Raw genomic sequence first — 12,998 nt, forward strand, 5'->3', positions numbered from 1 at the left:
ACGTATAAAATGAATAAAAAAGCCCACGTAAGTAGGCTTTTAATAAAATAACTCATAGTAATAATTACGCTTGGCGTTTACCTCGATTAGGCCGCCTATCAGGCCTTTTTTCATATGAAAAAGATAAAGCCTGTAGGGCAAACTCTTTCATAACTTTACGATAAACATCGCGCTTAAATGACACTACTTGTCGAACTGGATACCAGTAACTCACCCAACGCCAATCATCGAATTCAGGATGAGAGCTATGTAGCAAATCGACCGATGATTCAGGAGCAGTTAATTTTAATAAAAACCACTTCTGTTTTTGCCCAATACAAACAGGTTTACTATCGTGTCTTATATAACGTTTTGGTAATTTATACTTTAGCCAGTGTTTAGTTGAAGCAACAATTTTAACATGTTCTGGTTGTAATCCTACTTCTTCATATAACTCTCGAAACATGGTTTGCTCAGCAGTTTCCCCTTCATCAACACCACCTTGTGGATATTGCCATGAATGTTGCCCAAACCTTCTAGCCCAAAATACTTGTCCCCTGCTATTAATTATTACTATGCCGACATTGGCTCGGTAGCCTTCGGCATCGATCACAGGAACTCCTGAAAACTAAAAAATACTTGTGTAGATTCAACCATAATAACGCCAATGGAGCAAATGATTACTTTGATTTTTTTACCTATTAACCAGATAATAGCTTTTATTTACAAACGCATTAGTGATAAACACACAATGAACATTCCCGCTTCCGAACAAGAACTACTTGAAAGAGTGCATAGTTTAGCTGGCTTAACCCTAGCTGAGGTTGCCGATGATGCGAAAATTGAAATGCCTGTAGATTTAAAGCGTAATAAAGGCTGGGTAGGCTTATTGCTTGAGCATGTCCTTGGCGCTAGCGCTAGCTCAAGACCTGAACCTGATTTCCCCACACTCGGAATTGAATTGAAAACCTTGCCAATTAATTGCCAAGGTAAGCCACTTGAGACAACTTTTGTTTGTGTTGCGCCATTAACGGGTTTAGTAGGTGTTAATTGGCAAAATTGTTGGCTTAAACAGAAATTATCAAAAGTATTATGGGTTCCCATCATCTGCAATACGCCAGAGGAAAAGAAAATACCTTTAGCAGAGCGCCGAATTGGCAGCGCTTTTCTTTGGTCACCTTCAGTTGAAGAAGAGCAGTTATTAGCAATGGACTGGCAAGAGCTAACCGATATGATTGTTTTAGGTGATGTAGAAAATATTCATGGTAAACATGGACAAGTACTACAACTTAGACCAAAAGCTGCCAACGCTAAAGCAAAAACACAAGCCTATAATCGCCATGGCAAGCCATTTATGACCTTACCTCGTGGCTTTTATTTAAAAATCCCTTTCACTCAAGCGCTATTAAATAAAAACTTACGTATCAATGATGGTGCTTGACTTCTTAACACCGTCCCCCTGAAACGCCCTCGCCTTCCGTATTAAATCACCTACGGAATGACTGCAGATCCGCATTCTGAATTTGATTCAGAATCCCAAGCGTTATGCTGTGTAGACGTTGAGATCTAGGAATTCACGCATAATTCAACCACACGCATGGAATTCCGTATTAAACCATCAACGGAATGACGAAGCTGGTGACCTACGGAATGCACAAGTGACGAACAACTGATGAACAACTGATGAACAACTAAATAGTTAAGTATCGAACAATAAAGACAGCACTTACGCATGATTTATAATTGAAATTTCTTGTTCAATAATTGTACTCATACCCGCTGGAAGTAATTGCATTTCGGTAGTTGCCGCTTCTAAACAAACAAACTCCTGTTCACCGTTACAATGAACATCAGTCATATTATTAGCAGCATCAGTTCCTGGGTTCCAAAAAACCCACTGCTTTGTATTTTGTGATTTCAGCTCAATCGTACGTCCCCATGTATTATCAACTAGGCTCATATCATCATTGGTGTGGTAAATGCGATCCACAGGCCCCACACCATTTTTAAACGCTTGTGGCTTACATAACTGTTCAGTTAACTTATCATAAAAATTAGCTTGCGCTAACGCCGCTATTTTTATTGCTTTAGGTGAGCTCACGGAAAAATAGCTGTGTAGAGCGCCGGTGTAGTATGCGTCAACATCACTTAAGTTAGTTATATGTAACGTTTGCTTAAATGTTCGACCAAAGAAGAGAACTTGTTTTAATTGGCAAGCATTTGGCCATAGTTCGTTCATTGCTTTTCCTTGCCAACTCAACGTGACTTCTACGCCCTGCTCGATGATATCAATATTATCTACTTGCCATTGCTGCGTTCGCGCAAAACCATGATTACCAGCAGTTTGATCATTATCGTTTGGATGAGCACCAAACCAAGGCCAACATAAAGGTATACCGCCGCGAATGGCTTTTCCTTGCTCAAAAGCTGAATCTTTTGATAACCAAAAAACTTCTTTTTCACCATCAGGGCGCCAGCTCAGTACTTGACCGCCATATAAACTGACTTTTGCTTCAACCGCAGTGTGTTTAATATCTAATGCAGATAAGTCTTGAGATAACTTGGTTTCAAGTACTTGGCCAAATTCGTTTTTAACTAATAACACTATTCAAACACCTTATTATTTCTATATATTAATATGACTATTTTTCTAAAACTAAAGATAAGACTAAGTATAAATTGAATGTAAAAATTAAAAGTTTTTACCTAATGATAAAAATACCGTACTTTCACCACCAGAAGCGAAGCCGAAGCCGAAAACAGCAGGGCCGAAATCTGTATCCGTGCCAAAATATAAACTCCCAGAGCGAACCATGTCGTCAATTGCAATGGATTCACTTAATTCCCACACATTACCTGTTTCAAAACTAGCGCCTAAATAAAGAGGTAAACTTGCTTTTCCAAAAAGTTCACGTCCTAAATCATACTGATAAACGATGGCTGCAAAAACCTTATGCGAACCAATTAGTGCATCTTTTTGATAACCAGAAAGGTTCAAAAAACCACCTAACTCAGTTACATGAACAGTAAAATCACTATCGTTATTAACGGTTGCGAAAGATGCTATACCAACAAAAGAATGATTCTTAACGTTAAAAGCACCTCGCCAATCTAACTGTACTTCCAGTGACGTATCTTTGGGCTCAACACCTTCAATTTCTTGATAATGGTCATTTCGCCAAAGCACATTAAAAGATAGCTTATTACCATCAGTGGGAAAATCAATACTATTTAAGCTGTCATAATTAAATGATAAATAAGCACCGTAAGATTTATAGTCAAGCTTTCCGCCTTGATTATATTCAAACGCAAGCTTTCCTTTTTCTCCAAGAAAACCGAGTTCTACAACACCATCATTTAAATAATCAAACCCTAAACCTAACTTAACTAAATAATTTTTATTAATGAGTTCAGCCCTATTATCAGTAGCCTCCCATTTATCCTGACTATATTGAATTCTTGTTCTAGTAAAGTAGTGTTGGCTTTCTGATAATGGTTGATAAAACTCGGTTGCTAACAATGGTTCCCAACCTAACTTTATTTCATTAATCCACATACCACCATAGGGGGTAACATCATTTAAAATATAAGCTAAATCAAGGTCAATAACAGAGCCTTGTTTAAAGTCACTTTCTAGCTTAAAACCCAAATGAAGATAATTGGGTCCCCAAGATTGAGCTCGAGTAGTAACTATCAATTGCCTTCCATCTTCTAAATCAACAAATTCGGCATCAACATACTCAAATTTATTAAGAGAATATACTCGTCCAATAGCGAACTGTAATTGCTCCTTATTTACAATATCGCCAATTTTCAGTGCTAATTTTTCTTCAATAATGGCGGTACTTACCGTTGAGTTATTCTGGTATTCAATACTCGTAATAGGCTGAGTAAAAGCAGTAAACCAAGTAAGTGATTTTTGTGTTTTTTCTTGTTGATAGCTTAAGTACTCTTGCTCATCAACACTTAATACTTTTAATGCTTCTTCAGCTTGCAATGCCGCCTGCTCTCCTAGCTCAAGCGCTTGACTCATGATTGAAAAGTCTGTGGTACTTAAATAGTCAATTTTGGGGCGAATTAATACATCTCTAGTTGATAAGTACTTCATCTGAGTTTGTGTGGTGTTATTCGTGATAATTGTTGAGAGCTGATTAAATACATCAAACGTACTATTAATATTTTCTTTCGAAAATAAAGCAGAACCAATATCCACTGCAATAACAATATCAGCTCCCATTGCTTTTATTACATCAATAGGCATATTATTGGCAATACCGCCATCCACTAATAACTTACCATCAATAGTTACCGGCTCTACTACACCAGGAACAGCTGCTGATGCTCGCATTGCTTTAGTAAGACTGCCTTTATTAAGAACGACCATTCTTGCGGTAACCAAGTCAGAAGCAATGGCACGATAAGGAATAGCTAGATGATTAAAACTATCAAACTTTGCAATAACATTGGTCGATAACTTCAATAAACTGTCTGCTGACTGCCCTAGCAATACACCATTAGATGATTTTAATTGCCCATCACGAATACCTATTCGCATAGGAATATTATATTTATCTCTTAAGTTTTTATTTTCAAATGATAAGAATAACCTAGGAATATAATCAGAATAACTCTGTTCCCAAGGTAAATTAAGCATTGTTTTTTCTATATAATCGACGCTATAACCTAATGCATATAAGCCGCCAACATAAGCGCCAATACTGGTACCAACAACGTAATCAATGGGAATTTCATTCTTCTCAATGACCTTCAGTACGCCAATATGTGCAGCCCCCTTAGCACCACCGCCACTGAGTACTAAACCAATTTTGGGGCGTGATTCTGCATGGATTAATGAGCTTGTTAGCGTAATACAGGAAATGATAAAAAGAAAAATAAATCGCATAAAATTAAAAAGTTAATAAGGAACAGGGACGTTACAAATATACAGTTTTATTTATTCCTATTCATCTTTAATTAAAAGTATGATTTAAATTTAAGAAAAACTAGTTAAAAATAAGTTGTGTTTAAATTCAATGTGGAATCTAACGTATCTATAAGGATGAGGTTCTAGTTTAACGATAAAGGGTTTATTAAAGTATGACCAATAATAAACCCAGCATAAAAAAATCACTTTTGAGGGCAATAAATAATAACGAATTTTAGATGAACATTGATCTTACGTCAGAGCACCTTGCTTTAAAACCTTCGGTGTCCATAAAGTCGATATCAGGTAAAATACCTTTTTTAACATAACTATTTAATAGTGCTTCTTGTGTCGCTTTATTCTTAAAAATATTATGATAGATAGCACCTGCTCGAATAAAATCTAGGTAATGAATTTCTGTTGGTAAAATAGTTAAATCCCCCCAACTTTCCGCCAACTCAGTTAATTCATCTGAAAAACCCCATGCACGAGTAACTTCTCCACCAATTTTACCTGAAAGCTTGGTAATGGCTTGCTGTAAGAAAGTTGGGTTAGCAAAGGTATCTGGATATTGCTCAGCTTCCGTTAAAATAGGTAGAACTCCAATATTATGTATTAAAGAGCCTAAGGTTAGCGTGTCTAAATTTAATGCCGTATGTTTATTTTTTTCAAGATAAGCCCCCATTAAACTAATTGATACTGATGCTATATCAACAGTTTTTTCCCAAGACTTCTTCATATATGAAGCAACAACGTCATTTTTAGACACAAATACTTGCTCAAGTGCCATTGCCGTAGCAATACCTTTAATTTGACGTAAACCAATACGAGTTACGGCTTGAGATACACTTTCAACCTTAACCGTTCTCCCTAATAAGACGCTATTAGCCACTTTTATTAAGCCTAGAGACAGCGCAGGATCTTGCGCAATGATGTCGCTCATATAATGTAGATTAACATCAGGATCGTCAGCCGCTTGCCTTACCTTAAATGCAACTTCGGGCAACGTTGGTAACACTAACGCCTCTTGATTTATTTTTTCCGTTAAAATCGTGTATAACGCACTTTCAGCAGCCATAAAAAATCCTCTTTATTTTTATCCTATAATTTTAACATAGCACAATTTTCTTTAACTCAATGGATTATTTACTTTTTTTTATTAAATATTTTTCACTTATAAATAGTCGATAGGTCAATTAATAAGTATTTAATCGTATTCTTTGTTCTAGAACATACTTACCCTTGTTTTAGATTGTCCGTATTAGCCCTTTTTTTTATAATGCGCGTCCATTTACCCTGTACACAAATAAAACTAATTATATTTTATGCTAAAACCTGAATTGCTTTCCCCTGCGGGTAGTTTAAAGAACATGCGGTATGCTTTTGCCTATGGCGCTGATGCTGTTTACGCCGGACAACCACGTTACTCTCTTCGTGTTCGAAATAATGAATTTTCTCTCGAAAATATTAAAATAGGCATAAATGAAGCGCATGCGTTAGGAAAAAAGTTTTATTTGGTCAATAACATTGCGCCTCACAATGGCAAATTGAAAACTTTTTTAAAGGATATAGCCCCGGTTATTGCAATGAAGCCCGATGCTTTAATTATGTCAGATCCAGGTTTAATCATGATGGTGCGTGAAAACTTTCCAGACATGCCTATTCATTTATCTGTACAGGCTAATGCCGTGAACTGGGCAACCGTTAAGTTTTGGCATCAACAAGGGGTTGAACGGGTAATATTATCGCGCGAGTTGTCGCTTGATGAAATTGAAGATATTCGCCTGCACTGTCCTGAAATGGAACTTGAAGTATTTGTACATGGTGCCTTATGTATGGCTTATTCAGGCCGTTGTTTATTATCTGGTTATATTAATAAACGCGATCCAAACCAAGGTACCTGCACTAATTCATGTCGATGGAAATATGACACACACGAAGCAAAAGAGACTGAAACAGGTGACATTGTTGCGGTAGCTCCCTCGCCAGAAATATACACACCAAACAACAATATTATTACATTCGAACAAGGTCAAACTCCAAACCAACCAATCAACGACCTAGTATTACTTCAAGAACAGGGCCGCCCTGGTGAATATATGCCCGCATTTGAAGATGAACACGGCACATATATTATGAATTCAAAAGATTTACGCGCTGTTGAACATGTAGAACGTTTAGTAAAAATGGGAATACATTCATTAAAAATTGAAGGTAGAACTAAGTCATTCTACTATTGTGCTAGAACTGCTCAAGTTTATAATCAAGCCATTAATGATGCCATGGCTAACAAGCCTTTTGATACCAATTTAAACTCTGAGTTAGAACACTTAGCACACAGAGGATATACCGAAGGATTTTTAAAACGTCACCGCCCTTCAGACACACAAAATTATGACTATGGGTATTCAAAAAGTGATACACAGCAATTTGTTGGCGAAGTATTAGGAAAAAACAAAGATTCAGGACTGATTGAAATTGATGTTAAAAATAAATTTCTTATCGGCGATCAATTAGAATTAATGACGCCAGATGGCAATATAACCTTTACCCTAACTCAAATGGTTAACAGTAAAACAGGTGAAGCAATAACAGATGCAAAAGGCTCAGGTCATAAAGTAGCTATTGCGCTAAATACCGAATTAGATTTAAGTTTTGGCATTATTATGCGCTACCTAACAGGTGAAGGTACAACAAGACACCCTTTCGCCCAAAACCAAGTAAGCAAATAAATAGTGGCATTATATATTGAAGACAGCTGCATAAATTGTGATATGTGTGATCCTGAATGTCCTAATGAGGCAATAGCATTAGGAGAACACATTTATGAAATTGATACCGATAAATGTACTGAGTGCGTAGGTCATTATGATAAACCTACTTGTGTCAGTGTTTGTCCAATTGATTGTGTAAAGCCCGATCCTAACCACGTTGAAAACGAAGACGCGTTATTGGCTAAATTTATCAAGATGCATGTTGCTTAATTTTATTGTTAATTAAGCGACGTCAGTCGCCTGTTCACAAGACACGTCAATAACGCTGTATATGTTATATCCCATTATTAGGCGAATAAATTCGCCCCTACGATGATGATAATCAATTATTTCGTAGGACATTTTCTGTATTTGGCGAATAAATTCGCCCCTACGGTGATGATAATCAATTCCTTCGTTGGGTATTTTTGTAGGGGCGACTTCAGTCGCCTGAACACAATACACGCCATTATATCCCATTATTAGGCGAATAAATTCGCCCCTACGATGATGATAATCAATTATTTCGTAGGACGTTTTCTGTATTTGGCGAATAAATTCGCCCCTACGGTGATGATGATCAATTACTTCGTAGGACGTTTTCTGTATTTGGCGACTGAAGTCGCCCCTACGGTGATGATGATCAATTACTTCGTAGGACGTTTCTGTATTAGGCGAATAAATTCGCCCCTACGGTGATGATATTCAATTCCTTCATAGGACGTTTTCTGTAGGGGCGACTTCAGTCGCCTGAACACAATACACGCCATTATATCCCATTATTAGGCGAATAAATTCGCCCCTACGGTGATGATGATCAATTCTTTCGTAGGACGTTTTCTGTATTTGGCGACTGAAGTCGCCCCTACGGTGGTGATAATCAATTCCTTCGTTGGGTATTTTTTGTAGGGGCGACTTCAGTCGCCAGTTCACAATACACATCAATAACACCTATATGATGTTATATCCCATTATTTAAAGAATTCATGCCTTTATAAAAGACTAGGACAGGAATAGATTACTAGTTTAGCCATTAAGCTTATCAAGAAGTCCACCAAACTTTTCTTTAGCTTTCTCTTTTATTTTATCTTTAGCTTCTTCTTTTAAAATATCCACTTGCTCTGCTTTAGCTTGCTTCCAAATAGATGATAATGCTTGTTTTACCAACTCTGCACCTAACTGGCTTGCCGGCATACCAGACTCACCACCAATATTACTTAAATGAATATCAGCTAACGTCGCTTGGTGCGATTTATTACCAAGTTTTGTTAAATCAACGGTTAAAGCAACACCGGCTAAGATAAATTTGTTTACACGTATAATTGGCTCAGTTTTACCTGTCTCTGATTCTGACACAGGAGTACCATCGCCTGCGGTATTTTTCTTAATCGCATCCAGTATGTCTTTAATATTGGCGCCACCATTTTCTGTAAACTCTACAACAGCTTCAGGCTTATCAATAATAATTTGATCAATAACAATAAGATCTGTTGCTAAGCTTTTAAGGTTAATATCTAGGGTTATCTCATTTAATGAAAATACTGAGGGCGCGCTGTAACTTGACGGATTAGCTAATACTAAGCCATTAATCGTACCCGCCCCTTTTAATAATTTCATGTCAACCCGACTAACCGTTACTGATTGTTCGGTAACTTTTGAGCCTACTTGCTCAATTTTCGTTTTAATTAAGGCATTAATTGCATCACCACTTAAAAATACAAAAGCCCCTCCTGCAATTAACACTAAAACGCCTACCAATATGATCAATTTTTTCATTACCTAAATATCCTTACAAAATAATAATTTAATAACTGATAACTTACGGTATAAATAGCATTCAAGCAATCACTGTATGCCTGATATTACTTTAATTAAATTTAGTTAAAGTAATATCACCATCAAGTAGCACAGCTAAATCTTTATCATCTTTTAAACAATTGGACAGTTAAGCCATATTTTCAATATATAGACTTCTCTATACTTACCACATCAATCAACGCCAACGAGATAATAACGCTATGTCCACATTTATAAATAAAATAGTATTAACACTTTCTTTAACTTGTTTAACTTCATTTGCAAATGCGTCATTAATTACTAATGGTAGCTTTGAGCAAACAACCTATGATGATGGTTCAGTCGTATCAGGCACTCTTTTCAATACCGATTTACATACATACGATAGCGCTAATGGTATATGGGATATATTTTCTAGCTTACCAGGATGGGAAAGTAGCGGCGGCAGTGGTATCGAGTTACAAAAAGGTATTGTTAGCCAATCACAAGATGGGTCACATCATATAGAGTTAGATTCACATGTTGGTGCCTCTAATTCAGTTATGACACAAACAGTAAACTCATTAACAATCGGTCAAAATTATTTATTAGAGTTTTATTATAAGCCTAGAACAAACATCCTTAATGACAACGGTATTAATGTTTTTTGGTATGACGCCGCTGAGGATTTCAGCATAAATATGGATGCTGTTTTGGTTGCTGATAGCACTACAGGTTTAACACCTGATTGGGCCTTACAATCTATTTTGTTTACAGCAGAAGCTGAGTCAATGAATTTAAGCTTTGGTTCTTCTGGTATACAAAATACGTTAGGTGGCTTAATCGATAATGTATCTTTAAAGCAATCAACAGCGGTACCTGAGCCATCTATGATAGTTCTTTTCTTAACAGCGCTTGCTTTCTTAGTGATACGTAAGCAAAAAGCAAATTAAGACTTTAATTTTATGACTTTCTCAATTAGTAGCCCCCTTCTAACTATTAGTTGAGGAAGCTCATAATGTTAAATAAATACACTATAAAGAACGATCAAATACTTGTTCTTTAATATCGGCAAAGCCTTTAATATTCAATAGTTCTGCTTTGTCTGACAGTTCACCAAAGTCTTCATGGCCAGTCGCAGAAAAATACAAACACGACAGCATAAATAATACCAACTCATCTTGCTCACTTCTTTTTCCATTTACCTGACTAATTTTTTCTATATGGTTTAGTTGTTTAATTAAGCTGACATCAATATGCCACATTGACAACATTAATGATGATGACGAGTAAATACTAATTTGCATAAGCTCCCTAATGTGACAATTAAGCGAGTGAAGATCAGATATCCCACGCAATGAATACAGCATTAGCTCGTGTTTATAAGCGCTTTTATGTGCAAGTAAAAATACACCAAGCAAGGCAAAAGTTAATACTTGTTCTGTTAAAGGGATATCAAACTCGACTTCTGAACTTAACGATTTACGAATGAGTTGAAAAAACTTAGGGGCAATTAAAAATATCTCACTATATTGCTCAATAATAAGAGGGTCTACATTATCTTGTAATGCATCTTTCACAGCATAAACAATAGCAAAATTAATAACAGTATTAATGCCTAAATTTCGACTAATAGCTTCAGAAAGGTTATTAGGTGTTTTCCCGTATATCGCTTTACTGGCAAGCCCCATAATACGAGCAGAAAAAATAGCATCTTTACTCACAATTTCTACAACTCTATGTACATCAAGATCATCACTTTCTTTTGCATCCAACAACTGCTTGCAACTACTTGACATTGGCGGTATATCTGCCGCAATCTCTATTAGTTTTTTATGGCAACTACTGTCATTGTCAACTAACGATAATACTCGAAATTGAGATGGCGTGACGCCAAACTTTTGCCGAAAAGCACGTTCAAAAGTGGCTCTTTCGGAATAGCCGAGTTTAATAGCTAAATCATCAATTTTAATTTGTTTCGTTAATAATGTACTCACACAAAGTTCATTTAAAAATTTACTTTGGATGAGCTTATAGCTAGTTTCTTCTTGGGAAAGTTTACGGCGAAAAGAGGTCATGCTCATGGCTAGCATAGAGGAGCATTGTTCTAACGTTAAGGAGGCTGGCAGCTCAGACTGATTAAGCAAAGAGTTAACAGACTCGGTTAATGGTAGCGTGAGTTGTGTATCATTCATCTTATTTGGCATATATTATTTAACGATAAATGGTATGTACTATCACTCTACGTTGGATAGTCATAAAAAGCAAAAACCCAGTGCTTAAGTAAAACACTGGGTTAAATGATACTAGTAATGCATATAGATTAATTAAGTCTAGTTATTAATCAACTCTAGTAATTAATAAGTTATAGCAATTAATAAATTATGGCAGTTATAGTTTAATGATAATTATACTTGCAACATAAGATGCTGATGTATGCGAATCATAATATCATCGCTTTCTTTTTTCCAATTAACTTCATCGGCAAAAGCTTTTACTGCGCTAATCGCTTGGTTAACAAATTTACCATAATTATTATGGGTTTCATCACTTTTATCGGCAATGAAAACAATACGCAAGGTATCAACTAATTTATCTGCGTCCCAGTGTATACAGAAACGAGTTTCTGAATTATTAGGATTAATGCCAATAGAAATTAACTCACCTCGAATTTCTGCTGCTTCACTTTCATCATAACGAACAAAGGGTGATACACCATTAGCAATCAAAGCCGCTTGATTAATTTTATTGCTATTGCATGAATTTTTAAAGGCCTGCTCAATTTTTTGATAAAGCTCGGTAAAAGGCGAATCAGACAAATAATCAATATCTGTTCCTTTCAATAAGCGACGCGCCATCGGTATACTAGCAATTGCATAAGTAATTGAGGTGTGATTGCTATCAATATTTTGATTTTGACTTTCATAGCGCTCAGATATTTCTCTAAAAGTATGGCTAAGCGTATTACTCGCACCCTTTTCTTTTGCAAAAACGTCAAAGGTTAAATGCTGATGATCACGTAATTTAATTTCATTTTCAGGTAAGCCAAGGGTAGTTGAGATTTCTTTAACAGCCTGATGAACTGTATTATGAAATTTACCCGCATTGCTTCTAAGCTCTTCACCCGTTGCTAAAAATAATACTTTTATCTTTCTTACTCGAACAGCACCATCGTAATAACCTTTAAAAGTACTGTTGTGCTGCGGACAATAAAAGAAATATGATTGTTGTTCTGTATGTAATACTCTTTGCTCGCCGCTGTATCTTACACGTACTAAGCGATTGTTGGCGACAAAGTTGACATGTGATAAATCATATTTTTCAACAACACCAAAAATCTTGTGAGATAATGTTTGATAAAAGCGTTGATACGGTTTAGCTGAGGTGTGATCAATTGCGCCGCTAATTTTCTCAATTAAGCTATCTGTTAGCGGTATTTCAGCTAAGATATATTGATTATCACGTGAATCACTTGGTAAATAAACGCGCTCGCCGGCACGATGTTTCTTTAAAATAGATGAAGCTCTTCTCATTTTTCCTCCCCAACACACTAATAATAGTTAAGC

The 12,998-nt window shown here is 36.2% G+C and carries 11 protein-coding genes; 4 read left to right on the forward strand and 7 right to left on the reverse strand.

Translation table 11 applies throughout. The annotated features are described in order from the left end of the window. Window positions 1-64: 64 nt before the first annotated feature. On the reverse strand, window positions 65-592 hold the full coding sequence (gene rppH / locus GQS55_RS15255; RefSeq protein WP_159821310.1) for an RNA pyrophosphohydrolase: 528 nt from the start codon (window positions 590-592) through the stop codon (window positions 65-67). A gap of 138 nt (window positions 593-730) precedes the next feature. Here rppH and mutH point away from each other — a divergent pair, with 138 nt between their 5' ends. Then, complete coding sequence (gene mutH / locus GQS55_RS15260; RefSeq protein WP_159822893.1) at window positions 731-1,420, forward strand: DNA mismatch repair endonuclease MutH; 690 nt, start codon at window positions 731-733, stop codon at window positions 1,418-1,420. A gap of 285 nt (window positions 1,421-1,705) precedes the next feature. Here the strand turns inward: mutH and GQS55_RS15265 are convergent, their stop codons facing one another. The 3 genes from GQS55_RS15265 to GQS55_RS15275 all read right to left on the reverse strand — a co-directional run bounded on the left by GQS55_RS15265 (window position 1,706) and on the right by GQS55_RS15275 (window position 5,981). Continuing rightward, window positions 1,706-2,584: a D-hexose-6-phosphate mutarotase gene (locus GQS55_RS15265; protein ID WP_159821311.1), complete on the reverse strand. Its 879-nt coding sequence runs from the start codon at window positions 2,582-2,584 to the stop codon at window positions 1,706-1,708. Between the two features lie 87 nt (window positions 2,585-2,671). Further along, the gene (locus tag GQS55_RS15270) at window positions 2,672-4,882 is read right to left on the reverse strand and encodes a patatin-like phospholipase family protein (RefSeq protein WP_159821312.1); all 2,211 of its coding nucleotides are present in this window, start codon (window positions 4,880-4,882) and stop codon (window positions 2,672-2,674) included. A 256-nt stretch (window positions 4,883-5,138) separates the two neighbouring features. Beyond that, window positions 5,139-5,981 carry an HDOD domain-containing protein gene (locus GQS55_RS15275; protein ID WP_159821313.1) on the reverse strand — a complete coding sequence of 281 codons (843 nt, stop codon included), beginning with the start codon at window positions 5,979-5,981 and terminating at the stop codon, window positions 5,139-5,141. A gap of 247 nt (window positions 5,982-6,228) precedes the next feature. Here GQS55_RS15275 and trhP point away from each other — a divergent pair, with 247 nt between their 5' ends. Together trhP and GQS55_RS15285 are read left to right on the forward strand one after the other, a co-directional pair. After that, window positions 6,229-7,635, forward strand: a complete 1,407-nt coding sequence (gene trhP / locus GQS55_RS15280; RefSeq protein ID WP_159821314.1) for a prephenate-dependent tRNA uridine(34) hydroxylase TrhP — start codon at window positions 6,229-6,231, stop codon at window positions 7,633-7,635. A gap of 3 nt (window positions 7,636-7,638) precedes the next feature. Next, window positions 7,639-7,887, forward strand: a complete 249-nt coding sequence (locus GQS55_RS15285; protein ID WP_159821315.1) for a YfhL family 4Fe-4S dicluster ferredoxin — start codon at window positions 7,639-7,641, stop codon at window positions 7,885-7,887. Between the two features lie 795 nt (window positions 7,888-8,682). Here GQS55_RS15285 and GQS55_RS15290 read toward each other — a convergent pair. Next, window positions 8,683-9,432, reverse strand: a complete 750-nt coding sequence (locus GQS55_RS15290; protein WP_159821316.1) for a DUF748 domain-containing protein — start codon at window positions 9,430-9,432, stop codon at window positions 8,683-8,685. Between the two features lie 242 nt (window positions 9,433-9,674). Between GQS55_RS15290 and GQS55_RS15295 the strand changes: the two genes are divergently transcribed. Next, window positions 9,675-10,385 (forward strand): DUF642 domain-containing protein, encoded by a 711-nt coding sequence (locus tag GQS55_RS15295; RefSeq protein WP_159822895.1) that lies wholly within the window; start codon window positions 9,675-9,677, stop codon window positions 10,383-10,385. A gap of 81 nt (window positions 10,386-10,466) precedes the next feature. Here GQS55_RS15295 and GQS55_RS15300 read toward each other — a convergent pair whose 3' ends face one another. Together GQS55_RS15300 and GQS55_RS15305 are read right to left on the reverse strand one after the other, a co-directional pair. Next, the gene (locus tag GQS55_RS15300) at window positions 10,467-11,639 is read right to left on the reverse strand and encodes an AraC family transcriptional regulator (RefSeq protein WP_159821317.1); all 1,173 of its coding nucleotides are present in this window, start codon (window positions 11,637-11,639) and stop codon (window positions 10,467-10,469) included. A 201-nt stretch (window positions 11,640-11,840) separates the two neighbouring features. Then, on the reverse strand, window positions 11,841-12,965 hold the full coding sequence (locus tag GQS55_RS15305; RefSeq protein WP_159821318.1) for a DUF3083 family protein: 1,125 nt from the start codon (window positions 12,963-12,965) through the stop codon (window positions 11,841-11,843). Between the last annotated feature and the right edge of the window lie 33 nt (window positions 12,966-12,998).

The sequence above is a fragment of the Colwellia sp. 20A7 genome, from assembly GCF_009832865.1.
Lineage (GTDB): Bacteria > Pseudomonadota > Gammaproteobacteria > Enterobacterales > Alteromonadaceae > Colwellia.